We start from the raw sequence: 24,370 nt of genomic DNA on the forward strand, positions 1-24,370 counted from the left end.
CGGAAGCCCTCGTACTGGACGTACTTGGGCTTTCGGCCGGTGCGGCGAGTGGTGCTCCCCCTGCTCGAAGAGCTTGGGGGAGCGTGCCGGGCGTCGCGACGGGGCGAACGTCGCCTGCCGCGGCAGTAGTGTCGCCTGCATGATGCACGACCACGATGACCTGGCTGGTGGGACTGCCGTGACAGCGGCGTGGGACCGCATAGAGACGTGGTTGCAGGCGCACGCCCCCATGTCGCGCGCGACGCTCCGACCGCCCGCGGCCTGGGAACAGTTGGACAGCGCCGAGCAGGTCGTCGGTTGCCCCCTGCCGGACGAGCTGAAAGCGCTGTGGCTGCTGCACAACGGTACCTACGAGATGCCCGGGCACCTGACGACGTTTCAGGCTATGGTCGGGTACCAGGAGATGCTGGCGTCCTCTCTGCCTACCAGGCTGCGATGGCTGTGGGACAGGGGGGCGGAGAGCGAGCTGTACCCGGAGCCGCCAGCCCCAGCAGACTTCGGCCAGGAGCCGGATTACACGGAGATGCTCGGATCCTCGCTGCCACAACAGATCCAGTGGTTGTGGGAACGAGGTGGTCGGCCGCTGCCGGCGCTGCTGGTCGGGGACGAGGAGGAGTGGGAGGACATGAACACCTTCCTCGACAGCGAAGGGCTGCTCCAGATCGACCAGGCCCTCGCCGTGCACGCCACGATGACCTTGTCCGGTGAGTGGCCCCGTACCTGGATACCTTTCACGGCGGACAATCCGGAGGACGCGTCCGCCGGGCTCTTCCTCGACAGCGAGACGGGGAAGGTCGGCCGCTGGGGCCTGATGGACGTGCCCACGTCGGGAGGGGAAACCGTCGCCCGCTACCTCGCACGCGTGGCTGACAGGCTGGCGGCCCGCGGCTGACCACAGCGCCGGCCTGGCCCGGAGCCCGGCTCCATCGAACTTCTCGTCGACAACTTCAGCAGCGCAACGATCAACACGACGCGGTGGCCGAACAACTACGGCACCCCGGCCCCCACCCAGACCGGCGGTCGTGCGCGGGTGCCCTGCGCCACCGACTACTGCGCCTTCTCCTCGGCCTACGCGTACAAGCTCGCAGGCTCGTCGATCTTCGTCCGCATCTGGGCCCCGGCCGAGCAGTCAGCGGCTGAACAGTTCGAACACGACGGCCGGTTCTCCGCCGAACCGCGCGCTGTGTGCATGGGTGCTCGTGGTCAGGAAACGGCGTACGTACGTCTCGGGGTCCTCGTCGGTCAACGCCTCGAGGTACGCGCGATGCCGCAGCAGAGACTGCACCGCCTGCTCGAAGCCTTGGTCCGCACCCACCGCGTGCGTGGGTTCTGGCGAGTTCGCGACAGCCACCCACCGGACGCCGGTCCACGGCCGCAGCCGTTGCTGGTCCGGTGCCGGTGGTTCAGACGGCCGTGGTACTCGGGCCGGATTCAGGACAGTTCGAGCCCTCCGTCGGTCGTGCGGATCTGCCCGGTGAGGTAGGCGCCCTGCGGGTCGGCGATGCGCAGGATCCGTGGTGGCCCTCAGGCGCGGTTCGGTGCCGACTCCGGCTCGGCGAGGGGCGCCGCGGCGCGTCGGGGGAGCAGCAGCGGGGTCGCCAGCAGGAGTGCGCCGGCCAGGCCGATGGCCGTGCGCGGGCCGAGCAGGCCGCCCAGCACGCCCCATGCGGCCGTCAGGAGGGCGGTCGAGGCCTTGGTCGTCACCGACCAGGCGGTCAGCGTGCGGGTGACACGGTCGGTCGCGGTGCGTTCGAGGCGGTAGGTGGCGTAGACGGGATTGAAGACCCCGCAGCAGAAGATGAGCCCGAGCTCGACGCCCATCACCAGCAGCAGCCCTCCGATGCCCAGCCCCAGGAAGGCCAGGCCGACGGACCAGATCGCGCGCAGCGCCCCGACCGCGATCAGGACCTGGTGCTGCCCGAACCGGGTGACGAGCGGTCGGGCCAGCCGCGAACCGAGCAGCCCGCCGATCGAGGGCGCGGCGAAGGCGAGGCTGTACTGCCACGGTGCGAACCCGATTCGGCCGAGCATCAGGACGGCCATCAGCGGCTGGGTGGCCATCACCAGGCCGGAGCAAGGCGGTGTTGAAGAACAGCGGACGCAGCGTCGCGTCGGCGAGGATGTACCGCCAACCGTCGAGCAGGTCCCCGGCCCGCATGCGCGCGGCCTCCCGGCGCTCGGGCCGCGGCTCCTGGCCGCCCGTCGCGCGGATGCCCAGGGCCGAGAACAGGTAGCTGACCGCGTCGGCCACCACCGTCACCACCGGACCGAGGAGCCCGATCGCGGCACCGCCCAGCGGCGGTCCGATGATCGTGGTCGTCCAGGCCGTGGACTCGAACCGGGCGTTGGCGACGAGCAGGTCCTCGGCCGGCAGCAGCGTCTTCAGGTACGCGCCGGAGGCGGCGCGGAAGGTGATGTCGGCCGCCGCGACGACGACCGAGACCAGGAGGAGCTGGACGAAGGTGAGCGCGCCGAGCGCGAACGCGGCGGGGATCGTCAGCAGCGCCGCGAACAGGGGTGAGCCCACCGCCTGGCCGTTTCTCTCGGGGGGCCGGCCCTGTGGGCCGGCCCCCTTCCTGCTTCACCTGCCGGCGCCCAGGCTGTGTCAGCCGACCTCGCGCCACGTGCAGGTAGTCGCGGTCGACGTGCAGTGCTCGAACCCCGGAGGCGTGACGAAGGGCCCGTCACCGTCCGGCATCCGCCAGGAGGGAGCCGGGAACCCGTTGAACGCCGTCTGATTCTGCGCACTCGGGATCGCCGTACGCCCGCAACGCTCCGTACAACTCGGCCCGTTCCCCGCCGTGCGAGTGTCCTCGAGGATGCCGAAGTCCGCCGAGCCGTCGCCTCAGCCGCCGGAGCCCGAGCCGTAGAGCGCAGCGATGTCTTTGGACGTCGCCCACCGGCTGTAGGTGGGCGACTGAGGCCAGCCCTCGGGCGAGTCCTGCCATTCTTCCTGCCGCCCGTACGGTAGGACATCGATCAGCGCGAAGGTGTGACTGAGCTGCTCGACCCCCCGACCGCTGGTGTGCCAGGTGCGATAGACGGTATCGCCGTCGCGCAGGAACACGTTGACCGCGAATCCCCCGTCGGGCGGTGCGCCGACGTCGGCCCCGAATGAGCTGTTGGCAGTCGAGTACCACGCCATCTGGTTGCCGACCCGTTGCTTGTAGGCGAGCGCCTCATCGATCGGGCCCTGGGTGACGATGACGAATCGCGCATCGTAGTTGTCCAGGAACTCCAGGCGGGTGTACTGCGAGGTGAACCCCGTGCAGCCCGGGCACTGCCATTCCTTGCCCGGGAACCACATGTGGTTGTAGACGATCAGTTGCCTCTTGCCTTCGAAGACGTCCGCCAGCCGAACGAGGCCCTCCTCTCCCTCGAGGGTGTAATCGGGCATCTCGACCATCGGCAGGCGACGGCGCTCGGCGGCGATGGCGTCAAGCTCCCGTGTCGCGGCCTTCTCCCGGGCACGCAGTGCCTCGAGCCGGCGCTCCCAAGTTGCGGTGTCGACGACGGGTGGTAGTGCGTGGGTGGTCATGGTCCCCTCACAGAGCTCGTGCGCAGTTTTCGCTTACGCGGAGGTAGACCTCACCGGGCCCCGGAACTCATCGGTCGCCGACGCCGGGTGCCGACGGCGTTCCGGTGGGCGAGCCGAGGCGGTCGCGCAGCCGGACCGCAGACTCTCCTATCGCGGGGGCGGGAGCCACAGCTGCTGGCCTGGACATTGAGTGGATCCTTCGACAGGTCGCTGTTGTCGCCTCGGCTTTGCTTGCCCAGATCGGCCCAGCCGGAGCGGCCTTGGCGAAGCCGGCCGAGTATCTGCATGTCATGGATATGCGGCAGGAAGTCGAGATGCCGGAGCTCGACAGCCATGAAGCGCCGAACCTCACCCACAGTCGTAGCGGGTAGACACGGCCTGGGACCGCTTGAGCTGGTTGATCGCCCGCTTGATGGTATTCCTTTGCTTGTACCGCTCTTCGTCGAAGCCAGGCCCCGTGCGTCCTCGCGCAGCCGGTTGCCTGGCTGCCGTCCCATTGGCGACACCGTGCAGGCCCGCGGCATTCGGAAACAGTGGTTCGGGGACAGCTTCTGGCGGCGAGTGTTTCTTTCCACGAGTGGTTGCGAGGTGGCAGCGTCATGAAGCAGACCAAGAAGATTCCGGAGACGTTTCTCGGCGTCGGTTACACAAGGGACCGAGCAGGGCTGCCGCTCGAGGCGGTGCGTGTTCCCGTCCCGCGCCCGGCGGCTGACCAGGTCCTGATCCGCATCGCCGCCTCGTCGCTGAATCCACTGGAGTACAAGCTGGCCGACCTCAATTTCATGGGACGGACGCCCCCCGTCGTTCTCGGTCTTGACCTCGCGGGAGTGGTGGTCGACGTGGGCGATGGTGTGAGTGGCGTAGGCGTCGGCGACGCGGTAGCCGCCATGGCCGATTTGAACGGTGATGGCGGCTGGGTCGCAACCGGCGGGAGCGAAGGTGGTTATGCCCTCGCACACCAATTCCTCACCGTCCACAAGCCGACGTCCCTGAGCTTCCCCGATGCAGCGGTGCTTCCGATGGCCTTCCTGTCCGCTTTCGCGGGCCTTTACCGGACGGTCCAGGCCGGTGACACGGTCTATATCCCGGGCGGTGGGGGCGGCGTCGGGCACCTCGCCGTGCAGATGGCGGCGCGTCCCCTGGGGGCCGGACTGGTCATCAGCAGCGGCAGCACGCCACAATCAATCGCACTGGCCCGGCAGTCCGGCGCCCACCACGTTTTCGATTACAAGCGCGACGACATTGCCGCCGAAATCGCCAAGCTGACCGGCGGCGAGGGTGTTGACCTAGTCTTCGACGCCACCTACAGCGAGCGGGGCTTTGTCGAGACCGCGAAGACCGTCCGGCGGGGCGGCAACTGGATCGTGCTCGGCGTCGGCCCCGGCAAGACGACGCGCCTGGCCGAAACGCAAAGCCCGGTGGATGCCATCCTGGCCGAGCGCGGCGCCGAGCACGTCAACGTCAATCTGCTGCGCTACTTCTCCGAACCCGCCAGGCTCGACAGCGAGGCGCGCGCTTTTCTCCAGCGCGGGATGGCTCTGGCGATGGAGTGGGCGGCGCAGGGACTTGTGGTCCCGCACATCGACCAGACCATCGACAGCACCGTCGAGGCGATCAATGCGGGACTGCAGTCGCTGCAGGCGGGCCATGGCGTAGTGGGCAAGGTGGCGGTGATCGTGGATCGCGACCTGGCCCTGGGCGCTTCGCGCTGACCAGCAACGACGCGGGTTCACCCGGTGGATGGCGTGCCGAGTCGGGCTTACGGCCGGATCCTGCGTGACTTGTCACCGGGGCACGCCGGCGGCCGTGTCGTGGGGTACCGGAATCCTGGACGTCTTCGCGCGTTGCGTCATCTCGCTCGTGAGCGCCGAGCCGCTCGGGAGCTGGTACACGGGCGAGGTGGCATTGCCTCATCCCGGCCGGTGATCTCCTGCGATCAGTCGGCCGCGAGGACGTGCGGTACCAGGTCCGAGATGCTGGAGAGGTAAGGAACGGTGGTGTACTCGTTGCGCAGGAGCTCCCGCGCGGAGACGGACTGACGCTCCGGCGCGGGAGCGATCCACAGGATGACCGGCTCACCGAGACCTGCTGCGGTGATCCGGTGGGTCGTGTGGTACATGCCGCCTGCAGCTCCACCGCCGAGGTGATCCGGACGCCCCTGTCGAAGGCGCCCTGGCAGCGCCGCATCGGCACACACACGCCGGGACCCCGTCCGATCGAAGTGACCGGACGCGATCTCGTGAACCGCCTGCTGATCGACTCGCGAGTGGCGCTGCGTCTGCCAGGAGGTGCAGCGCTTCTTGGCAAGGTCGTCCGGGACGTGGGCCCCGCCGCCCCGGGCGGGTCGGCAAGGCTGGGAATCGGCGTTACGCAGCCGCGTTCTTCGTCACGACGCCTGCGCCCACACCACCTGTTCTCCTGCTCGCCTGCCACAGCATCCACAGCGGCCGCTCGGATCCGGCCCGATCCGCTTCCGCGTACCCCTGTAAACCTTCCCGCTTCCTCCCGCAACAAAGGAGCAACACGCCGTGCAGGCGTACGTGTTGACAAGCTGGAGGGTAGTCGTGACGACATCGCACCATTCCGATTCCCACGCCCCGCCCCATGCAGGCGGCCGACGCCGCCGGCTCCGGCAGGCGCTGGTCGCCCTGGGCGGGGCCGCTGTGCTGGTCGGCGGAGTCGGCGGGGCCTCTGCCACGGCTGATCAGAGCGGGCGGCACCGAGTACTCGCCACGTCCGACGCTCCCGCTGCCATCGGGCCCTACTCGCAGGGGATTTCCGCCGGAAGCCTCACCTTCGTCTCCGGCAGCTGCCCCTCGACCCGAAGACGGGAACCATCCCCGCCGAGGCCTCCGTCGAGGAGCAGACGCGGCAGGCGCTGCGCAATGTCGAGGCTGTGCTGAAGGCCGACCACATGTCGCTCAGTCATGTGGTCAGCACCACTGTCTATCTCGCCGATCTCGACGATTTCGCTCGTTTCAACGCCGCCTACGCCGAGTTCTTCGGCACCTCCGCCCCGCCCGCCCGGGCCACCGTCGAGGTCGCGCGAGTGCCGCGTGACGCGAAAGTCGAGATTTCCGCGATCGCCGTCCGTTGAGACCTCACCGAAGGGACATGGGAATGGCCGTGCCAAGACTGAACACCCGTAAGAACACCGGGGTTTCCCGACGCGGATTCGTCGGACTGCTGGGCGCCGGTGCCGCGTCCGTCGGTATTGGGGCGGTCGGTGCCGCCCCGGCCGTGGCCGCCCCTGCCGAGGGCGCGACGTCCGCCGCGCTGCCGCCGCCCTCCTCGCCGCAGTACTGGAGCGCTGTGAAGCGCCTGTTCGTGCTGGACAAAAAGGTGCTGTTCATGAACGTCGGCACCGTCGGGTCGCCGCCCCGTGAGGTGCTCGACACCCTCGACCGGATGCACCGGGAGGTGGCTGCCGGTGCCCTCTCCGCCTACAGCGACTTCGCCGATGTACGGGCGGTGGTGGCCCGTGGTTACGGGTGCGACCCCGACGAACTCGTCATCTCGCACAACACCAGCGACGGCATGTCGAAGATACTGGCCGGTCTCGCCCTGAAGGAGGGCGACGAGATCCTCACCACCAACCATGAGCACTCCGGCGGAAATGCGCCCATGGCGCAGGCGCGGGACCGGTACGGGGTCGTGATCAAGCGGGTGGCCATGCCGGTCGGCAACGACCAACGCGCGGAGGACTACGTCGAGTTGTTCCGCCGGGCCATCACCTCGCGTACCAAGGTTCTGCTGTTCTCCGCCCCCACCTACAAGACCGGCACCATGCTGCCCATCCCGATGCTGGCGAAGCTCGCGCAGGACCACGGGCTGATCAGCATCGTCGACGGCGCGCACATACCCGGCATGATGGCCTACAACTTCCGCGAGTTGGGGGTCGACTTCCTCGCCGGATCGGCAGCGAAGTGGCAGTGCGGGCCGGGTGGCACCGACGTCCTCTACATCCGCAACAAGGTACTGCCGCGCTACAACCCCAACCCGCTGCCCGAGTTCTGGCCCGTGGTGTCCAGCGGCTACCCCGAGGGGGGTCTGCCGCCGCGCTCGAGCGGCGGGACAGCGAGCTACGACATAGCCTCGAAGATGCAGTCCATCGGCAACAGCAGCATCGCGATCATGGCCGGTGTACGCAGCGCCTGCGAGGTCTGGGACGGTATTGGCCGTACCAGGATCCAGGACCATGTCCTCGGGCTCTCCGGCTACCTGAAGGAGCTGATCGTCGAGCGCTGGGGCGTGAACTCCCTGTACTCGCCGAAGGACGACCCTCGGCTGGTGTGCGCGCTCACCTCCTTCGCGCCATTCCGCGACCCGCGTGACGTCCACGACGCAGAGAAGGCGTCAGCGCTCGTCGCGCGGCTCAAGGACGAGTACGGGATCGTGATCCGCACCAGTGACTTCCCGGTGATCGGCTCGGCCAGGTCCCACCAGGCGGTCCGGGTGTCCACGCACCTTTTCCACCAGAAGGAGGACGTGGAGCGGGTCGTCGACGCGTTGTGGCGGCTGTCGGGCGAGATGAGCTGAGCTGAGGCTTCCGCCGGACGCCACGGGACCGCGGAGTTCGTTCCGCGGCCCCGTGGCGTCTGCGCCTCAGGGCTGGACGATCACGTCGATCCGTTCATGGCGTGGCGTCCGGTCCGGTTCGGCAAGGGAGTGCAGCGCCCAGAGCCCCACCACGTCGGCGACGGCCACGATCAGCACCGCCAGCGCGAGCATGACCAGCCGCCGGCGCCGGTCCCGGCGCTGCCACTCCGTACGGGCCCTGGCATAGGCGTCCGGGGACGGCACTACTGTCGAGGCCAGCGAGTCGAGGGTGTCGCGTAGCCGGGCCTCAGGGTCGTCCACACTCATCGATGGCTCTCCATGGCACGCGACAGCGCATGCATGCCGCGGAAGATATGCGATTTGACCGCACCCGTACTGATACCCATCGCCTCGGCTATCTCCCTCTCCTTCAGGTCCATCCAGTACCGCAGTACCAGCGCCTCCCGCTGCCGGGTAGGCAGGTTCTTCAGCGCGTCGACCACCTGCCGCTGGTCCTCGTGCAGCAGCGCGGTCGACTCGGCGGAGGCGATGTGGAACAGCTCCACATCCGCATGGCGCCGCGAGACCTGAAGGCGCCGTATGCGTATCCGCACGAGATTGCACACCACGGAACGAAGGTACGCGGGTGCCGCCTCCGGTGCACGAAGTCGGTACCAGCGGCTGTGCAGCACACAGAAAGCCTCGGCGACGACGTCCTCGGCGTCCTGCTCGGCACCCAATAGCACGGCCAAGCGGACCAGTTGGGCGTGATGGCCATCGAACAGGCGGATCATCGCCGTCTCGCGTTCCACGTCGCGCAGGTCAACGCCGGGCTCGGTACCGGCCGCAAGGGGCTGCGGCACACCGGCGGTTTCCGGCCCGGGCGAGAAGCCGGCAGCGCCCTCGGCCAGGGCGCTGCCGGCGCCTCCGGAAGTGCTCTCGACCGCCGTCGCAGGGCCGCCTGCTCGGTGCCAGGGCTTGTCGGTTCATCTCACGACCGCACCCCATCCTTGCGCACGACGTCGGCCGGCCTCAGTACTCCAGGCAGTCCGCGTGGCACGCCCAGTCGATTCAGCAGCGGGCTCGTCAGCGCCACGATCGCGAGATTGACGGCGAGGCCGACCACACCCGCGTAAACCTGGACTTCCACCGGGCCGAACGAGAGCCGTACCAGGGAGGAGAACCCTCCTTGGTTCACCAGCGCCCGACGCAAGCGCCGCGATACCGAACAGTGCGAACAGTCCGAGCATCGCCGTCCAGCCGTGCAGGGTGACGGACGACCGGCGCAGTACGCCGTCTGTGCGGGCGGAGAAGGCCACCAGCAGGACGTGTGGGAAGGCGAACAGGGCGAGCGCCGAGCCGAGGGCGAGGGAAATGTACGCCGGTGCCAGCGACGGATCCGGCACGAGCGCGACGGCACCGTCGGTCGCCGCGAACGCGGCGTCGGCACGAGCGAACACGGTCGCTGGTGACCCGAGGCGGGCGAGGACGAGGGAACCGATGGTGAGCGTCGAGCCGATGACCAGCACCGCCTTGACGACCGATACGAGTGTCGGCGCGCGCAGCCCGTACCGATAGGTGGAGATGCCGAGCACCGCGAACACGGCAGTGAGCGCCGCGTCGCCCACCAGCCCGTCCGGCCGGATGCCCAGCACACTGAGCACGGCTCGCAGGCCAAGCAGTTGCAGGGCGATGTACGGCATCGTCGCGAAGATTCCGGTGAGGGAGACGGCGAGCGCGAGCAACGGCGACCCGTATCGCACCCGCACAAAGTCCGCGATGGTGACGTGCCCGTGGGCTCGCGCCGTCGCTGCCAGACGAGGCAGGAGAACGAAGGCGATAGCGCAGATGATCACCGTGTAGGGAAGAGCGTAGAAGCCGATGCCGCCGGATGTGAAGACCGCTGCCGGCACGGCCGTGAACGTGTACGCGGTGTATATGGCGCCGCCGAGCAAGCACCAGATGAGACCGCCGCCATGCCGGCGGTCGGCCAGGGCCCAGTCCTCGAGGTCCGTGCTGACTCCGGAGCCGGTCGAGGCGAAGCGGCCACCCCACAGCGCGATCGCCGAGGCGACGAGAAGGACAGCCGCACAGGTGATCACAGGGGCGAGGTTGTTCATGACTCCTCCACGCTCGAAATGACCTGATGTCCGGTCGGCGGAGCGGTGATCCCCAACCCGGAATCGCAGCGAGGAACGCCGTCGGGTGGAAACCGGCCCTGTCGCGGTAAACCCTCGCGGGCCCATACGCAACTACCGGACGCAGACCCCATGCCGGGAGGCCGTCATCAGGCCGGACAGTCATCAGCGCGGAGAGGAACTCGCCCCTGACCGTTCATTCCAGCCAAAGAACAGAGCGGTGGCGTCGAGGTGTTCACGTCCGATGTGGGCCTACCACCTGCCCAGACAACGTTCGTGACGGGAAGAGGGGAGGCATCGGCGTGTGTCTGGAAAAAGCCCTTCGAAAACCGGGCATGTGACGGTGACTCAGGCGGTAGAGCTGCAGCACGAGTGGCCGGCCGGCTCTGCCTGGCGGCTGTGTTCTTCGGGCCATTGCCCGCGCCCCTGTACATGAGGACGGAACCGCGGCTGCTCGGCCGGCCCCTCTTTTACTGGTACCAGTTCGCATGTGTGCTGCTGGGAGCCGCAGTGTTGCTCGGTGCCTTCGCCCTCCGGCGGCTCGGGAGGAGACGGGCGCGCCCTACGGAAGCGCGGGACTGAGAGAGATTGAACATTTCCTGTCAACCAGTAGTCGGGCCACGGCAACTCCTCCTCGACCCCCACCTCCTGAGACGCCCAAAAGTCGTCCCCGAACATCTGGAGCAACCGTGTCTGTCAACGGCGCCCGCAGCGCGCTCCCCACACCGAAAACGATCCTGATATGGACGGGCGTCGCCTTGGTCGGCGCCATCGCCTGGGGCATGGTCGCTCTGGCCAGGGGCGAGAAGATCTCCGCCATCTGGCTGGTCGTGGCAGCGCTCGGCTCGTACGCGATCGCCTACCGTTTCTACTCGCGCTTCATCGCCCGCCGGGTCCTGGAACTCGACGACCGCCGGGCCACACCCGCCGAGCGCCTCGAGGACGGAATCGACTACCAGCCCACCGACCGACGCGTGCTGTTCGGCCATCACTTCGCCGCCATCGCGGGCGCCGGGCCGCTCGTCGGGCCCGTCATGGCGGCGCAGATGGGTTACCTTCCGGGCACCATCTGGATCGTGGTCGGCGTGATATTCGCCGGAGCCGTCCAGGACATGGTGGTGCTCTTCATCTCCATGCGGCGGGACGGGAAGAGCCTCGGTCAGATGGCCCGCGACGAGATCGGCCGGGTGGGCGGCACCGCGGCGCTGATAGCCGTCCTAGCCATCATGATCATCATATTGGCCGTGTTGGCCCTTGTGGTCGTCAACGCGTTGGCGGCATCGCCCTGGGGCACCTTCTCGGTGACGATGACCATCCCCATCGCCCTGTTCATGGGCTTCTACCTGCGCTACCTGAGGCCCGGCCGGGTCATCGAGTCCAGCCTCATCGGTGTCGCCCTCCTGCTGTTCGCGATCGCCGGCGGCGGATGGGTCGAGAACTCCTCCTGGGCGGAGACGTTCACCTGGGCGCCGACCACCCTGGTCTTCTGCCTCGTCGGCTACGGCTTCGTCGCCTCGGTGCTGCCGGTGTGGATGCTGCTGGCGCCGCGTGACTATCTGTCGACCTTTATGAAGATCGGCACGATCGTGCTGCTCGCGGTCGGCGTCGTGGTCACCGCGCCCATGCTGAAGAACGACGCCGTGAGCCCGTTCGCCTCCTCGGGTACCGGGCCGGTCTTCGCCGGGGCGCTGTTCCCGTTCCTGTTCATCACGATCGCCTGCGGTGCCCTGTCCGGCTTCCATGCGCTCGTGTCCTCCGGCACCACCCCCAAGCTCATCCAGAAGGAATCGCAGGTCCGGCTCATCGGCTACGGCGCAATGCTCATGGAGTCGTTCGTCGCCGTGATGGCACTCGTCGCGGCCTCCGTGCTCGACCCCGGCCTGTACTACGCGATGAACGCCCCGGCAGGATTGCTCGGCACCACGGTGGAAAGCGCCTCCCAGGCGGTCGCGCACCTCGGCTTCACCATCAGCCCGGGCGACCTGGCGGCGGCCGCCCACTCGGTCGAGGAGCAGAGCCTGATCGCCCGCACCGGCGGTGCGCCCACCCTCGCGTTCGGCATGGCGGAGATCTTCTCCGGAGTGTTCGGTGGGCACGCCATGAAGGCGTTCTGGTACCACTTCGCGATCATGTTCGAGGCGCTGTTCATCCTCACCACGGTGGACGCCGGCACCCGGGTCGGCCGCTTCATGCTCCAGGACATGCTCGGCAACGTCTGGAAGCCGATCGGCCGGGTCACCTGGAAGCCGGGCATCTGGATCACCAGCGCCGTCATCGTCGGCCTGTGGGGCTACTTCCTCTACGTCGGTGCCACGGACCCGCTCGGCGGGATCAACCAGCTCTTCCCGCTGTTCGGCATCGCCAACCAACTGCTCGCGGCCATCGCGCTGACCGTGGGTACGACCCTGCTCATCAAGGCCGGAAAACTGCGCTGGGCGTGGGTCACGGGCATCCCGCTGGTGTGGGACGTGTCCGTCACGTTCACCGCCGGCTGGCAGAAGATCTTCGACAGCAACCCGAAGATCGGCTTCTTCGCTCAGCGTCAGCTGTACGCGGACGCACTCGACGACGGGAAGATCCTCGCCCCGGCGAAGTCGCTCGACGACATGAAGACGGTGGTGCTCAACTCCACAGTGGACGGCGTCATCATGGCCGTCTTCCTCGTGCTGGTCACGTTCGTGATCGGCCACGCAGCCGTGATCTGTGTCCGGGCCGTACGGTCCGTGCAGCCGCTGCCGACGGCGGAGACCCCGTACGTGGAGTCCACGATCATCGTCCCGGCGGCCCGCTCCAAGGCGCTGGTCGGCGCGTCCACGAGCCAGGCCGAGCGGGAATGAGGGCGCAAAGCAGAGCGGCCACGCTCCTCGGCCCCCTGACCCGGCTGCTACGGGGCGTCCGCTGGTACTTTTGGGAGATCTCGGGCACGGCGGACTACGAACGCCACTGCCGACGGCACGAGGAGCAACATCCCGGCGAACCGGTGCCGACCCGGCGGGACTACGAACGCCACCGCTCCCGCCACCGCGAAGCCAACCCCCAGAGCCGCTGCTGCTGACGGAACCCTGGAGCCCCCGGGGCAAGGGCATACCGACCCTGCCCCGGGGGCGCTTCCGCCGGCCAACTGCAGTGGCCCGCTTCCGAACCGGGCCCAGCCGCGGCGGGCCGTCTTCGATCAGACGGTCGGGTCGGGCAGGATCTCGCGGACCTCTTGCGCACAGCGGCACGCGGCAGCGAGCTTGGCAGCCCACTCCAGCGCGTCCTCGCGTGAGGGCACATCGATGACCGCAAACCCGCCGAGCACCGCCTTGGTCTCCGGGTACGGGCCGTTGGTGACGGTCCCGTCGATGGCCACGACGCTCGCCTGCTGCCTTTCCAGTCCACCACCGAAGACCCACACAGCGGCGTCCTGAGCCTCACGCACCACCTTGAGTGAGGCCTCGGCCACCTCGGGCAACTCCTCCTCGGGGAAAGTCATCGCGCCGTCATCAAACGAGATCAGGTACCGCGTCATACATGGCTCCCTTGGCCGTTGGCCGCCTTCGGCCGCCTTCCACCCTACGACGAAAGCCTCCCTTCGCCAGGTCCCTCCCGGGCCACCGCCGCGAACTGCTCGGTCTCATCGATCCGGCTGCGCATCCACAGCCCTGCGATGCCCAGCAGCCCACACAGTCCGAACGCGATCCGCCACCCGTACGCGGCTAGCTGCTGATCGTTGAGCACGGTCGTGATGACCGCTGCGGTGGCCGCCGGTCTGCCACCATCTGCATGACCAAGTCGCCGACCGCTGCACACCGCACCATGGGCCACGCTGTCAGGAGGCCACCGAACCGGTGCTGTAGCCGTGGTACTTGACGGGTCAGCAGCGGCGCACGTAGCAGACGTAGGTCAGGACCAGGACGAGCGGGCCCCACAGCATCCCGGGGGCGTTGCACACACGGGCCAGTACTTCCCAGCCACCACCGCTGAACCCGGCCGAGCCACCCACACCGAACCAGCTCAGCAGCACGGGCGCCCAGAACGCGGTCGCGCCAAGGCCGCCGACGGCTGCGGGGACGATCGCCGCCCAGGGAGCGATCCGCCTCCCGCCGACTTCGGGCTGACCCGCCGGGTGGGCCAGGGCGCCTTCGCCAGCCGTGTGCAACACGCGCTGCACGGTCGACCGTGGCCGCCCGCCGCCCGCCGCGCGTCACGAGGGACGGCGCCAACCCCGGAGGCCGGAGATGCGGTGCCCGGTCAGGGAGTTCGGGTCCCGAATTACCCGCCTTCACAGTCACGCCCGAGGCGGCGTAGAGGCGTCTCGCCTCACATTCCGACGGGGTGTCTTGTCGTACTGACGAGACGAACACATCGCTCAGCGAGCAGGAGGCGCGGGCAGCACCATGACCCGCTTCTTCGTGCCCGGTGATCGCGCCGGACGGCAGCGTCTGCTCGCTATGACCTGACATGCATGATCAGCCTGGAGGCACCATGACTATCCCGGTTCCGGCAACACTGTTCATCGAACCGGCGCCCGCCGAGCGCCTGGAGCGAGTGGCCGGCGCGCTGCGGGAAAAAAATTTCGCCGTCGAGATCCTCGATGACGCCGCCGCCGCGCGGGCCCGCATCAAGGACCTGATTCCCGAGGGAACCACTGTGTTCACCGGGGCCAGCGAGACCCTCCGCCTGTCCGGTATCGATGCGGACATCAACAGCAGCGGGCGATACGACTCCGTCAAGGCACGCAGCTCGTCCATGGACCGCGCCACCCAATTGACCGAGATCTGGCGGATGCTCGCTTGCCCCGACGTCATGGTGGGCAGCGTCGCCGCGGTCACCGAGACCGGCTCCCTTGTGGCCGCCTCGGCCAGCGGAAGCCAGCTGGCCGGCTACGCGGGCGCCGCGCCCCGCGTGATCTGGGTCGTCGGAGCGCAGAAGGTGGTGCCCGACCTGAGCACCGCGCTGCAACGCATCGAAGACCACTGCGTCCCGCTGGAAAACGAGCGCTGCATGAAGGCCTACGGGGTGCCCAGTTCCCTCAACCGCATGCTCATCCTCAACGCAGAACCCCACCCGGGGCGCGGCACCGTTCTGCTGCTTCGCGAAGCCATCGGATTCTGACACCACCAGGAGCCGGCTGCGCGGCAGCTGGCTCCCCTTCAACGAGGAACAACTCTCCGCGATCACCTCATGATCAGCCTGACCGACTTCTTCAACCGCATCAACACCACGATCAAGGAACCGGCCGGCGCCACCTGGCGACCCGCCCGCCCTAACGTTCACGCGCGTCCGAGAGCCGCGACGCGAAGGCGGGGGGTCCTACCAGTACGGGCGTTCGGAGCGGACGAGGACCGACTACACCTCGCCGGTGGCGAACAGTTCCAGGTGCCCGCACTCAGGGCAGCGGTACGCCTCTATCTGCCGCCGGGGCCGGCCCATCCGCTTGGCGCCCCCTAAGATCCCCCGCTCCAACGCGCCCTCGATCCAGCGCGCGTACCCGCGCGAGTGGTCGCCGGCGTCCTCGATGAAACCCTCCATCAGACCGACGGTGCCGCAGTGGGTGCACGTGTAGTCGTTCATCCCGCGAGTGTAGGAGACGGCCCTCGGCGTCGGCGCCTGCCATCGCTCCGCGACCGCGCGCCGACGCCGGACCGGAGCGCGCTCAGCTTGCCCGGCCGGGCAAGCCCTTCGGCTCCGTGCTGTCGCCCATCACCACGACGGGGTGGAGCCTGGGATCGAGGGTGCGCAGCAGGTACTCCATGTCCGCCTTGGACTGGCCGACACACGCCGACGTGCCGCTGCCGTGATCCATGTGCAGCCAGATGCTGCCGCCCCCCGACTGCCCTTGCGGACGGGCCGGGTTGTTCGGCGCGGTGCCCTGACGCGGTTGTAGTCGATGGCGATGACGTAGTCGAAGTCGTGCCAGTAGGACTTCTTCCAGCCGGCGCCAGGACTCCGACGGGGGCAAGATCTGCTGTGCCATGGAGCTCATCCTGCCCCAGGCGGATCACGGCCCTACCGTCCGATGGTGCGAGGGCAGCCGGCAGTTTGCTGTTCCGCGCGGGCTCGGGTGGTCGCAGGGCGGTAGACACCTCACGGTGCCAAGCGGTCAAGTCGAGAGCCGTGGGTGCCTGTGTAGCCTCCCTGCTTGTTCGAATTGAGGGGGCGGGCTTGGGATCCAACTTCCAGAGGGCTCCTGGTGGGGAGGACGGCTAGTCCAGCCATGTTCCGTCGCGCATGATGACTCTGCCGCGTAGTTCCGGCGTACCGCGCCAAGCGCGCACAGTCTTCGGCACCACGCGCATATACAGGAAGGATCCCTCCTCCGTACGCGGGTCCCAGCCGAACTTGTCGGCGAATGCCTCCGCTGCATCGTTGGGCACCCCTTGGTCCGGGAAGCACTCCGCCTCACCCTGGAGAAGCACCACATCGAAGGTGTCCGGCAGTCCCAGGCGCACGCGCGGCTCTCTACGGACGTTCCGCGCAGTCACAGAGGTGGCGCTCGTGCACATCCACACCGCTCGCCCATCCCACAAGAACCACAGAGGCACCTGATGCGGCCCGTAATCGGGATGAGCCGTCGATACCCATACATCCCTCTCGGTGACAAGCCGTTCAAGAGTGTCGCGCCTGCGTTCCGTCGCCTGGCGGCGAACGATCTCCGTGTTCTGCATGAGTGTCGACCCTAGCCAGCATGCTCGATGCGCACATGAGGCCCGGGACCTACTGCCAGAGGCCTATGACTTCCTCAGCCCCACGGGCTTGGGGACGGTCGACCGGGGTGCTCAGGTGGCCAACTCAAACGCTCAGCCACACGTATTCGGCGGGCCGCCGCAGAAGCGCTCCGGCGGCGGCCCGCTCCCTTCCGCGCCACGAACGCGCGGCCGAAGACGACCACGTCCTGCCGGCCCCGGCGCAGTGCCCGCCGACCGCTCGCCCGACGCCTCGCGAGCCAGTCGACGGGGCGGCGTCAATCGTCGTCACGGTTTCACTGGGTCAGCTACGTTGGTATCTGGCCGCCATCGTGTGGAATACCTTCTTCGGTTCCCAGCGGATCTCGTCGAGCATCCGGACAACGCCGTAGGAGCCAAGGTCTTGCTCCCCGGGCCTGCTGTAGCCGGCGAAGGTGAACCAGAGCTCGATGTGCATCTCGCGTACGTTGCCGAGAACGCCGTCGTTGGTGTGAAGCTGTGTGCAGAAGTGCAGAAGTGCGGGTGGCTCGGGTGGACGGGGACGTAGCCGGGACCGTTTCGCGCAACGTCGAGGAAGTGCCGGGCGGTCTCCCGGAACACCTTCGCGCTGCCGGTGATGAACAGAGTCTCGGCGTAGAGGTGCTGATGAATGCCGGTGGCTGGTGGGGCGTGGTGGGTTCAGCCCACGCTGATCGAGTTGACGAAGGTGCCGGGGTGGGTGGCGCCGGACTGGTCCAGGATGGCGCCGCCGTAGGGCCAGTCGAGGGTGACGTGCGACGTCTCGTTGGGTGGGGTGATCAGGACCTTGCTCGGCACGAACGGCTTGGTGTCCGGGTCGTTCTTGGCGACCGGCAGGATGCTCATGGTGATCAGGGCTGTGTCGTCGCCGGGCCGCAGGGTGATGGTGCTCGGCTTGTCCGCGGAGCGGCGCAGGTCCCAGGCGTCGCCGGACTTGCTGATCAGGCGGACTCCCGGGAAGCCGCGCAGGGTGCAGGTGCGTCCACCGCTGTTCTTCAGCCGGATCGCCGCGATCTGCTGGTCGGTGGTGTCGTTCATGTCCGGGGCGCCACCGTGCGCGGAGCCCCAGCTGTAGCGCAGTTCGCCGGTGTGGCATCGCTTGCTGGTGGTGGCGGAGGAGACGTTCACGGCGTCGGTCCGCGAACCTTGCCGGGCAGTCTTCTTCACGTCGGCCGCGGAGGAGTGCTGGGCCGTGTCCTGCGAGCCGCCCTGTTGGCCGGACGACGAGTCCTTCGCCGCACCTGAGCGTGCGTCGGCGCGGGAGGAGGGCGCGTCGCATGCGGTGGCCCCGGCGCCGACGGCGATGACGGCCAGTACGGCGGCGGTGCAGCGAGCGGCGCGGTTGAGCTTGGCGGTCATGGTTCCCTCTTCTCCAGTGCCGGACCTTCGTCCGGCACTCCCTGTGTCGAGTACGACTTACGGAAAGTGAGACGCACTGCCTCAGGAGAGAGTTCTGGGATATAGGGAGAAGATTGTCCGGAATATGTAACAGTCACCATCTCACCCCGTCGCCGCAGCTCAACCGGCCGGCTCTCGCGTGAAAGTTCGAGATCGCCGAGTCCGCCTCAGCACTGCCACAGGAACAACGCTCGACAACACGGCTCGCAGGCGAACGCGTAGGCACTGCCGAGGCCGCCGAAATTCATGGCGGTGGTGTGATCCGGGCCTTCCTCGAGCTGGACGATGAACGGCATCGTGTGGGCGCATGAGGGACAGGACGGGGTTTCGTCTCCCTGAATCCAGGCGGGGCGTCCTCCAAGCTGCCCAAGTACAGACGACTCGGGGCGTTCACTTCTCGCTGCTCATGCTTCGCGGGCCAGATCGTAGTCATCCTCGGACTCGCACTTCAGGACGACGGCCCGAACCTCGCCACGCACGAGCAGCGCCTCCTTGACGCCCTCAGGCTGAGGCAGCGGTTCAAGGCCATACCGATGCCGCATTGGACGCGATGAGGGAAGCCGGACGTGTGGTAGCCCACGCCCTGGCCGCAGCCCGAGAAGCAGCCGGCGTGGGGGTGCCCCTGCAAGAACTGGACGAAGCGGCCCGGTCAGTTCTGGCCGAGGCCGGAGCCGGCTCCCCGTTCCTCGGATACCGGCCGTCCTTCGCCCCGGTCGCTTTCCCGGCCGTGATCTGCACGTCCGTCAACGACGCCGTGTCGCACGGCATCCCCACCGGCTACCGGCTGCGCGACGGCGACCTGGTGAGCATCGACTGCGGCGCCCAACTCGACGGCTGGACAGGCGACGCGGCCATCACCTTCACCGTCGGAACGCCACGCCCCGGCGACCTCGATCTGATCGACGCCACCCAGCAAGCCCTCGACGCCGGCATCGCCGCCGCCCAGGTGGGCAGTCGCATCGGCGACATCTCCCACGCCATCGACACCGTCGCCCGCAAGGCGGGCTGCGGCATGCCCGCCGATTTCGGCGGCCACGGCATCGGCCGCCGCATGCACGAAGACCCCCACGTCCCCAACCGCGGCCGCCCCGGCCGTGGCTTCCCCCTCCGCCACGGCCTGGTCCTCGCCATCGAACCCATGCTCATGGCCGGCGGGCAGAACACCTACCGCACCGATAGCGATGGCTGGACCCTGCGCACCACCGACGGCAGCAGGGTCGCCCACATCGAGCACACCGTCGCCATCACCGACCAGGGCCCCCGCGTCCTGACCCTGCCCTGACGTTCTCCCCGACGCTGCCGGATCCGGGGCCGGACCGTTCGATGCCCTACGGCACCCCCGCTGGTCACAGCGGTGAAAGGTCGCCCGGGTAGGTCGACAGCACGGTGGGGAGCATCTGCCCAGCCACGTGCCTCTTCGCGACCCGTCCACGCCGACGCTCCCCGGCGGTGCAGGCCCGCAGGCGACGTACACCGTGCAGAAGCAGATGGCGGAAGGCAGCTGCCACTACCGATACAAGCAGGGGGAGCCGCTTCCGTATCCAGCGTGCACGCCTGGCGCGCCGCAAGCCCCGCCCCCGCCCGCGGGCCGCGCTCGCCCAGTCGCGAGGAGGTGACACACGGCAGGCCGTGGCGCAGGCGGTCGGCGTGAGACGTCCGCTCACCGAGAGCCGACGGCGGCCTGGGGCTGCTCTTCCTGACCCGCGGCGCGGTCGGCGAGCATCTTCAGGGCTGCCGCGCGGGTGTTGGCGACATGTCGTCTGGCGAGGCGGGCAGCGGTCTGCGGGTCGCCCGCCTGCAGAGCATGGAACAGTTCTTCGTGCTCACCGCACATCAGTGGGCCGTCACCGGGCTCGGCCGTCAGCCGGAAGAGCCGGCGCAGCCGCCCGTCCAGCGGCTGCATGAGGTCCTGGAGCAGCGGGTTGCCGGACAGGACCACGATCTGGCGGTGGAAGTCGGCATTAAGCGCTGCGACGTCCCGGGCTCGCCCGCGCTCGGTGGCCCGGCGGGCGCGAACGAGCAGCTGCTCCAGCCGCCGCAGACCGGCCGCGTCGGTGTGCCGTGCGGCAAGGTCCGCGGCGAGCGCTTCGAGAGATTCGCGGACGTCGAAGAAGTGGGCGGCGTCCTCCACCCCTACCCGGGAGACGACTGCACCGCGGCGGGGCTGGGTGGTGAGGAAGCCCTCCGCCTCCAGCCGCTGCATGGCCTCACGCACCGGAATGCGGGAGACCTCGAACTCGGCGGCCAGATCGCGCTCGACGACCCGCCGGCCGGGCTCGAGTTCCCCTTCGATGATGCGTTCGCGCAGCGCCTCGTACACCTGGTCACGCAGGGACTTGTCCCCCGCACCGATGCTGGTGCGTCGCGTGCTCTCCGTCATTTCGCGCCTTCCGCCGGCCGCCGCTGTTCCCGCGTCATCCTAGTGCCCGCCCGGCGAACGGACCCCTTGCATGGTATTCGGTATACCAAGTAGCGTGCCGCTTCAGTCCACGGCGCAGTCGCGTCGACACAAGCCGGGACAGCCCTAGTCGCCCCTCACACCTTCGGAAAGCCGCATGCACAGCAGCCCTTCGTCCCCCGTCGTACTGACCAACGTCACGCTGCCGGACGGCCGGCGCGCGGACGTGTCCCTGCGCGACGGTCACATCGCAGCCGTCCACGAGCGCGTCACACCCGGTGACGCACCCACCGAAACGACCGGCAGCGTCGGCGACGACCGGATCGAACTGGCCGGCGCACTGTTGCTGCCCGCTTTCGTGGACGGCCACTGCCACCTGGACAAGACGTTCCTCGGAGTCCCCTGGCAGCCCCACATGGTGGGCAGCACGATCCGCGACCGGGTCACCGCCGAGCTCGACACCCGTCGGCGGCTCACCACTCCCGTCACCGAGCGCGCCCTGGAGCTGGTCCACCGCATGGTGGAGCACGGCACCGGGCATGCCCGCTCGCACGTCGACATCGACCCGCAGTCCCGCCTGGCGAACCTGCACGCATTGCTGGAGGTCAGGGAAAACGTCCGTGATCTCATCACCCTGCAGATCGTGGCCTTTCCGCAGAGTGGGGTGGTCGCCGCGCCCGGCGTCCCCGACCTGCTGGACGCGGCGCTGCGCGAAGGCGCCGACCTCGTCGGCGGCCTCGACCCCCATGGCTTCGATGGTGATGTCGAGGGGCAACTCGACGTCGTCTTCGGGCTCGCCGAGCGACACGGCGTCGGCGTCGACATCCATCTGCACGACCCCGGCGAGGTGGGAGCCGCGCAGCTGCGCGCGATCGCCGCCCGGACCAGGGCGCTCGGCATGGGCGGCCGCGTCACCGTCAGTCATGCCTACTGCCTGGGCGACGTCGAGGACGCCACTTTCGCCCGTACGGCGAAGGAGCTCGCGGGGGCGGAGGTGTCCATCCTCACCAATGGGCCGGCCGGACCCATACCGCCGGTACTGCGGCTGCGCGAGGCAGGCGTCCGCATCTTCGCCGGCTCCGACAACATCCGCGACGCCTGGTGGCCCTACGGCACCGGCGACATGCTGGAACGGGCGACCATCATCGGCCTGCGCTCCGACCTCATGACCGACGACGAATTGCACACCGCGGCCTCGCTCGTCACCACAGAGGCCGCCGCTGCCCTGGGCCTGGACCGCTACGGGCTGCGGCCGGGGAGCCGCGCGGACCTCGTCGCTGTCGCCGCAGGCAGCGTCGCCGAGGCGGTCGCCGCGCACCCCCGGCGCCTGCTCGTGACCCACGCCGGCCGGGTGGTGGCGACCGACAACTGCCCGGTGCCGGATCTGCCGGCTCCCCAGCCAGGTGTCCAGCGTGCCTGGTAGCGCCGCCGGCCGGGTGCTTCACCCGCACTCGCCCGCGTAGTTCACAGCTTTTGTGCAGGGCCGCCCCCAGCGCCGGAACGCCGCGGACCTGCCCTCCTGCCGAAGCGGTCTTCATCTTCTGCCTCCCGCAGCCACCCAGCGCATCCACCTAGGAGTCCCGTGTCCGTCATCAGCGGCTCCGGCGGTGCCCCCGCCGCGCATCCGAACACCCCCGTCCCGCAGCCCGGTGAGCCGCCTGCCCCGGGCGGCACCGTCCTCAGCAGCGCCGCCATCGGCGTTTTCGACCTGGTTTTCTTCGTGGTCGCCGCTGCTGCACCTCTGACAGCCGTGGCCGGGGTCGCCCCTGCCGCGATGGCCATGGGCGGACTCGCCACCCCCCTGGGATACGTCCTGTCCGGCGGACTGCTGGCGCTGTTCGCTGCCGGCTTCACCGCCATGAGCCTGCACGTCCGCAACGCCGGCGCCTTCTACGCCTACGTGGCACACGGCTTGGGCAAGGCCACCGGCATAGGGACGGCCTACGTCGCCGTCGTCTCCTACAACCTGGTGGAGATCGGGCTCGTCGCCTGCTTCGGCTTCTTCGCCTCGAGCGGGGTGAAGGACCTCACCGGGTTCGGTGCGCCCTGGTGGCTCTGGTCGGCGGTCTGTATCGCCGCCGTCGGCGTCCTCGGCTGGCTCCGGGTCACCCTCAGCGCCAAGGTGTTGGGACTCGCGCTGGTGCTGGAGGTCGTGGTCCTGCTGATCCTGGAGGGCGGGGTGCTGAACCATCGCGGCACCGCCGCCCTCGACCCCGCGGTCCTGAACCCGGCATCGCTGGGCGGCGCGGGAGTGGCGGGCATGTTCGTCCTGGCCATCGGCGCCTTCACCGGGTTCGAGGCGACCGCGATCTACGCCGAGGAGGCGCGGGAGCCGAAGCGCACGGTGCCGCGGGCCACGTTCATCGCCGTCGGCTTCCTCGCCGTCTTCTACGCCTTTGCCGTGTGGGTGGTGATGGGTGCCTTCGGCGCCGCAGACGCCGTGCGAGTCGCGCGCGGCGGCAACGGCCCCGACATGGTGTTCAGTGCGGCTGACCGCTTCGTCGGCCCATGGCTCTCCGACAGCATGCATCTGCTGATCATCACCAGTGCCTTCGCTGCCACCCTCGCCTTTCACAACGCTGCCGCCCGATATATGTACGCCCTCGGCCGTGAGGGGCTGCTGCCCCGCCCGCTGGCCCGAGTCTCGCCCCGCAGCGGCTCCCCGGGCACCGCCGTGGTGGTCCAGAGCCTCCTCGCGGCGGCCTTCATCGCCGCCGGGGCCCTCAGTGATGCCGACCCGTACGCGGTGGTCTTCCTATGGCCGAACGGCACCGGAGTCCTGGGCATCATGGCCATGCAGGCGCTCGCCGCCCTGGCCGTGTACGGGTTCTTCCGCCGCGACCGCCGGGGGGTTTCCAGCTTCCGGGCGCAGTGGGCGCCTTTGCTCTCCTTCCTCGGCCTGTGCGTGCTCACCGTCCTCGCGGCCCTGCGGTTCGACCTGCTCACCGGGGCATCCAGTGCGGTCAACATCGGACTGCTCGTCCCGCTGCCCGTGGTGTTCTGCATCGGGCTCATCGTGGCTCGCTACATCCGGCGCACGGATCCGCAGCGGTATGCCCAGCTGACCACCGTCGACGTGGAACGCGACTGACCCCGGGGACCCGGGCGGGCGGCCGCAGCGAACCAGTGCGCCGGCCACCCGTCCGATGACCCCGGCAGGCTGCCGTTGTCGGATGGGCACCCACTGACGACGTCGACCCCGCCTGGCAGAAGGGCGGCCGGGTCCACGCCGGCCCGGCCGGACACCCTTTCTGCCTCCCCTCAGCGTGAACTGCATCGCGTGTTCGCGCCTGCTGTTGTGTGCTGCCGCTCAGCCCGGGCTGGCAGCGGAGAGCAGCAGCGTCCGGCGCTCGGCCCTACGGTGTGGTGGCAGTGTTCTCGCTGCGGGTCAGCTGCCGGATACCGGTCCGCGTGCCGGCCGGGCCGGCCACGGATTCGCGGATCGCTCCGCGACGCGCGATGTCTGCCGCCCGGCCACCGGGCTGGCCCGCCCTTGACCTCGCCCTCACCGGGCTCGCTGCGGATCTCGCGCATGCTGCCAGGGGCAACCGTCCCGGCGCGTCCGCCAGGCGGCGGCCGCCACGGCTGCCGCTCTCGGCCTCGCCGGGCATCAGCCGGGGCATCCCTCACCCACCCCAACTACGGCGTGTTGTGAAAGTGGCGGTCACAGACA

The 24,370-nt window shown here is 68.9% G+C and carries 25 protein-coding genes and 2 pseudogenes; 11 read left to right on the plus strand and 16 right to left on the minus strand.

Features of this window, described 5'->3' with window-relative positions; translation table 11 throughout:
- The first annotated feature begins 139 nt into the window (after positions 1-139).
- Positions 140-892, plus strand: a complete 753-nt coding sequence (locus BIV24_RS27830) for an SMI1/KNR4 family protein (RefSeq protein ID WP_071369232.1) — start codon at positions 140-142, stop codon at positions 890-892.
- A gap of 237 nt (positions 893-1,129) precedes the next feature.
- Here the strand turns inward: BIV24_RS27830 and BIV24_RS27835 are convergent, their stop codons facing one another.
- From BIV24_RS27835 to BIV24_RS27845, 3 genes and pseudogenes are all read right to left on the minus strand, one after another.
- A complete protein-coding gene (locus BIV24_RS27835; RefSeq protein WP_079168576.1) occupies positions 1,130-1,351 on the minus strand; it encodes a hypothetical protein in 222 nt (73 codons plus the stop codon).
- A gap of 173 nt (positions 1,352-1,524) precedes the next feature.
- Positions 1,525-2,509: pseudogene (locus BIV24_RS27840) on the minus strand (MFS transporter); the annotation flags it as partial.
- 336 nt (positions 2,510-2,845) lie between these two features.
- The gene (locus BIV24_RS27845; RefSeq protein ID WP_071369233.1) at positions 2,846-3,538 is read right to left on the minus strand and encodes a DUF899 domain-containing protein; all 693 of its coding nucleotides are present in this window, start codon (positions 3,536-3,538) and stop codon (positions 2,846-2,848) included.
- A gap of 599 nt (positions 3,539-4,137) precedes the next feature.
- Between BIV24_RS27845 and BIV24_RS27850 the strand changes: the two genes are divergently transcribed.
- Positions 4,138-5,250, plus strand: a complete 1,113-nt coding sequence (locus BIV24_RS27850) for a quinone oxidoreductase family protein (protein ID WP_071369234.1) — start codon at positions 4,138-4,140, stop codon at positions 5,248-5,250.
- Positions 5,251-5,474: 224 nt separating this feature from the next.
- Here BIV24_RS27850 and BIV24_RS27855 read toward each other — a convergent pair whose 3' ends face one another.
- Positions 5,475-5,657, minus strand: a complete 183-nt coding sequence (locus BIV24_RS27855) for a hypothetical protein (protein ID WP_071369235.1) — start codon at positions 5,655-5,657, stop codon at positions 5,475-5,477.
- Between the two features lie 717 nt (positions 5,658-6,374).
- On the opposite strand from BIV24_RS27855, the gene BIV24_RS36300 reads away from it, so the two are divergent.
- Together BIV24_RS36300 and BIV24_RS27865 are read left to right on the plus strand one after the other, a co-directional pair.
- Entirely contained in the window at positions 6,375-6,635 is a 261-nt protein-coding gene (locus tag BIV24_RS36300; protein WP_342745290.1) for a Rid family hydrolase, read from the plus strand.
- A gap of 23 nt (positions 6,636-6,658) precedes the next feature.
- Positions 6,659-8,077 (plus strand): aminotransferase class V-fold PLP-dependent enzyme, encoded by a 1,419-nt coding sequence (locus BIV24_RS27865; RefSeq protein WP_177198840.1) that lies wholly within the window; start codon positions 6,659-6,661, stop codon positions 8,075-8,077.
- A gap of 66 nt (positions 8,078-8,143) precedes the next feature.
- Here the strand turns inward: BIV24_RS27865 and BIV24_RS27870 are convergent, their stop codons facing one another.
- The 3 genes from BIV24_RS27870 to BIV24_RS27880 all read right to left on the minus strand — a co-directional run bounded on the left by BIV24_RS27870 (position 8,144) and on the right by BIV24_RS27880 (position 10,197).
- On the minus strand, positions 8,144-8,404 hold the full coding sequence (locus BIV24_RS27870) for a hypothetical protein (RefSeq protein ID WP_245766962.1): 261 nt from the start codon (positions 8,402-8,404) through the stop codon (positions 8,144-8,146).
- Positions 8,401-8,940, minus strand: coding sequence for an RNA polymerase sigma factor (locus BIV24_RS27875; RefSeq protein ID WP_245766963.1), 540 nt, complete (start codon positions 8,938-8,940; stop codon positions 8,401-8,403). Before BIV24_RS27875 ends, BIV24_RS27870 begins: the two co-directional genes overlap by 4 nt.
- A gap of 123 nt (positions 8,941-9,063) precedes the next feature.
- Positions 9,064-10,197 carry a sodium:solute symporter family transporter gene (locus BIV24_RS27880; protein ID WP_071369236.1) on the minus strand — a complete coding sequence of 378 codons (1,134 nt, stop codon included), beginning with the start codon at positions 10,195-10,197 and terminating at the stop codon, positions 9,064-9,066.
- A 417-nt stretch (positions 10,198-10,614) separates the two neighbouring features.
- Between BIV24_RS27880 and BIV24_RS27885 the strand changes: the two genes are divergently transcribed.
- The 3 genes from BIV24_RS27885 to BIV24_RS32615 all read left to right on the plus strand — a co-directional run bounded on the left by BIV24_RS27885 (position 10,615) and on the right by BIV24_RS32615 (position 13,270).
- On the plus strand, positions 10,615-10,797 hold the full coding sequence (locus BIV24_RS27885; RefSeq protein ID WP_281247775.1) for a DUF3311 domain-containing protein: 183 nt from the start codon (positions 10,615-10,617) through the stop codon (positions 10,795-10,797).
- 200 nt (positions 10,798-10,997) lie between these two features.
- A complete protein-coding gene (locus BIV24_RS27890) occupies positions 10,998-13,052 on the plus strand; it encodes a carbon starvation CstA family protein (RefSeq protein ID WP_245766974.1) in 2,055 nt (684 codons plus the stop codon).
- On the plus strand, positions 13,049-13,270 hold the full coding sequence (locus tag BIV24_RS32615) for a YbdD/YjiX family protein (protein ID WP_079168578.1): 222 nt from the start codon (positions 13,049-13,051) through the stop codon (positions 13,268-13,270). Before BIV24_RS27890 ends, BIV24_RS32615 begins: the two co-directional genes overlap by 4 nt.
- A 117-nt stretch (positions 13,271-13,387) precedes the next feature.
- Here BIV24_RS32615 and BIV24_RS27895 read toward each other — a convergent pair whose 3' ends face one another.
- From BIV24_RS27895 to BIV24_RS27900, 3 genes are all read right to left on the minus strand, one after another.
- Positions 13,388-13,726, minus strand: coding sequence for a YciI family protein (locus tag BIV24_RS27895; RefSeq protein ID WP_071369239.1), 339 nt, complete (start codon positions 13,724-13,726; stop codon positions 13,388-13,390).
- Between the two features lie 44 nt (positions 13,727-13,770).
- Positions 13,771-13,935: an MFS transporter gene (locus BIV24_RS34005; protein ID WP_143064675.1), complete on the minus strand. Its 165-nt coding sequence runs from the start codon at positions 13,933-13,935 to the stop codon at positions 13,771-13,773.
- A 136-nt stretch (positions 13,936-14,071) separates the two neighbouring features.
- Entirely contained in the window at positions 14,072-14,359 is a 288-nt protein-coding gene (locus BIV24_RS27900; RefSeq protein WP_143064676.1) for a hypothetical protein, read from the minus strand.
- A 323-nt stretch (positions 14,360-14,682) separates the two neighbouring features.
- Here BIV24_RS27900 and BIV24_RS27905 point away from each other — a divergent pair, with 323 nt between their 5' ends.
- Positions 14,683-15,312: an LUD domain-containing protein gene (locus BIV24_RS27905; RefSeq protein WP_071369241.1), complete on the plus strand. Its 630-nt coding sequence runs from the start codon at positions 14,683-14,685 to the stop codon at positions 15,310-15,312.
- A gap of 234 nt (positions 15,313-15,546) precedes the next feature.
- Here the strand turns inward: BIV24_RS27905 and BIV24_RS27910 are convergent, their stop codons facing one another.
- The 5 genes and pseudogenes from BIV24_RS27910 to BIV24_RS27925 all read right to left on the minus strand — a co-directional run bounded on the left by BIV24_RS27910 (position 15,547) and on the right by BIV24_RS27925 (position 18,260).
- Complete coding sequence (locus BIV24_RS27910) at positions 15,547-15,771, minus strand: hypothetical protein (RefSeq protein ID WP_071369242.1); 225 nt, start codon at positions 15,769-15,771, stop codon at positions 15,547-15,549.
- 82 nt (positions 15,772-15,853) lie between these two features.
- A pseudogene (locus tag BIV24_RS27915) lies at positions 15,854-16,131 on the minus strand (hypothetical protein); the annotation flags it as partial.
- Positions 16,132-16,403: 272 nt separating this feature from the next.
- Positions 16,404-16,865, minus strand: a complete 462-nt coding sequence (locus BIV24_RS27920; protein ID WP_071369243.1) for a pyridoxamine 5'-phosphate oxidase family protein — start codon at positions 16,863-16,865, stop codon at positions 16,404-16,406.
- 322 nt (positions 16,866-17,187) lie between these two features.
- Positions 17,188-17,340, minus strand: a complete 153-nt coding sequence (locus BIV24_RS34625) for a hypothetical protein (RefSeq protein ID WP_177198839.1) — start codon at positions 17,338-17,340, stop codon at positions 17,188-17,190.
- 221 nt (positions 17,341-17,561) lie between these two features.
- A complete protein-coding gene (locus BIV24_RS27925) occupies positions 17,562-18,260 on the minus strand; it encodes a DUF4232 domain-containing protein (RefSeq protein WP_071369244.1) in 699 nt (232 codons plus the stop codon).
- Between the two features lie 580 nt (positions 18,261-18,840).
- Between BIV24_RS27925 and map the strand changes: the two genes are divergently transcribed.
- On the plus strand, positions 18,841-19,581 hold the full coding sequence (gene map, locus BIV24_RS27930) for a type I methionyl aminopeptidase (RefSeq protein ID WP_281247776.1): 741 nt from the start codon (positions 18,841-18,843) through the stop codon (positions 19,579-19,581).
- A gap of 378 nt (positions 19,582-19,959) precedes the next feature.
- On the opposite strand, the gene BIV24_RS27935 is transcribed toward map, so the two are convergent.
- Positions 19,960-20,679, minus strand: coding sequence for a GntR family transcriptional regulator (locus tag BIV24_RS27935; protein WP_071369245.1), 720 nt, complete (start codon positions 20,677-20,679; stop codon positions 19,960-19,962).
- 175 nt (positions 20,680-20,854) lie between these two features.
- Here BIV24_RS27935 and BIV24_RS27940 point away from each other — a divergent pair, with 175 nt between their 5' ends.
- Complete coding sequence (locus tag BIV24_RS27940; protein ID WP_071369246.1) at positions 20,855-22,120, plus strand: amidohydrolase family protein; 1,266 nt, start codon at positions 20,855-20,857, stop codon at positions 22,118-22,120.
- Positions 22,121-22,279: 159 nt separating this feature from the next.
- Positions 22,280-23,788, plus strand: coding sequence for an APC family permease (locus BIV24_RS27945; protein ID WP_245766966.1), 1,509 nt, complete (start codon positions 22,280-22,282; stop codon positions 23,786-23,788).
- Positions 23,789-24,370 lie beyond the last annotated feature (582 nt).

Origin of the sequence: Streptomyces colonosanans (assembly GCF_001866645.1) — a bacterium.
In the GTDB taxonomy this organism is placed as follows: Bacteria; Actinomycetota; Actinomycetes; order Streptomycetales; family Streptomycetaceae; genus Streptomyces; species Streptomyces colonosanans.

Coding starts and splice junctions, on each gene's coding strand:
- BIV24_RS27910 (WP_071369242.1), bottom strand. CDS start 15,771: ATGAACGACTACACGTGCACCCACTGCGGCACCGTCGGTCTGATGGAG.
- BIV24_RS27870 (WP_245766962.1), bottom strand. CDS start 8,404: ATGAGTGTGGACGACCCTGAGGCCCGGCTACGCGACACCCTCGACTCG.
- BIV24_RS27895 (WP_071369239.1), bottom strand. CDS start 13,726: ATGACGCGGTACCTGATCTCGTTTGATGACGGCGCGATGACTTTCCCC.
- BIV24_RS27925 (WP_071369244.1), bottom strand. CDS start 18,260: ATGACCGCCAAGCTCAACCGCGCCGCTCGCTGCACCGCCGCCGTACTG.
- BIV24_RS27905 (WP_071369241.1), top strand. CDS start 14,683: ATGACTATCCCGGTTCCGGCAACACTGTTCATCGAACCGGCGCCCGCC.
- BIV24_RS32615 (WP_079168578.1), top strand. CDS start 13,049: ATGAGGGCGCAAAGCAGAGCGGCCACGCTCCTCGGCCCCCTGACCCGG.
- BIV24_RS27845 (WP_071369233.1), bottom strand. CDS start 3,538: ATGACCACCCACGCACTACCACCCGTCGTCGACACCGCAACTTGGGAG.
- BIV24_RS27855 (WP_071369235.1), bottom strand. CDS start 5,657: ATGTACCACACGACCCACCGGATCACCGCAGCAGGTCTCGGTGAGCCG.
- BIV24_RS27880 (WP_071369236.1), bottom strand. CDS start 10,197: ATGAACAACCTCGCCCCTGTGATCACCTGTGCGGCTGTCCTTCTCGTC.
- BIV24_RS27920 (WP_071369243.1), bottom strand. CDS start 16,865: ATGCAGAACACGGAGATCGTTCGCCGCCAGGCGACGGAACGCAGGCGC.
- BIV24_RS27890 (WP_245766974.1), top strand. CDS start 10,998: ATGGTCGCTCTGGCCAGGGGCGAGAAGATCTCCGCCATCTGGCTGGTC.
- BIV24_RS34625 (WP_177198839.1), bottom strand. CDS start 17,340: ATGCACATCGAGCTCTGGTTCACCTTCGCCGGCTACAGCAGGCCCGGG.
- BIV24_RS27850 (WP_071369234.1), top strand. CDS start 4,138: ATGAAGCAGACCAAGAAGATTCCGGAGACGTTTCTCGGCGTCGGTTAC.
- BIV24_RS27935 (WP_071369245.1), bottom strand. CDS start 20,679: ATGACGGAGAGCACGCGACGCACCAGCATCGGTGCGGGGGACAAGTCC.
- BIV24_RS27940 (WP_071369246.1), top strand. CDS start 20,855: ATGCACAGCAGCCCTTCGTCCCCCGTCGTACTGACCAACGTCACGCTG.
- BIV24_RS27865 (WP_177198840.1), top strand. CDS start 6,659: ATGGCCGTGCCAAGACTGAACACCCGTAAGAACACCGGGGTTTCCCGA.
- BIV24_RS27830 (WP_071369232.1), top strand. CDS start 140: ATGATGCACGACCACGATGACCTGGCTGGTGGGACTGCCGTGACAGCG.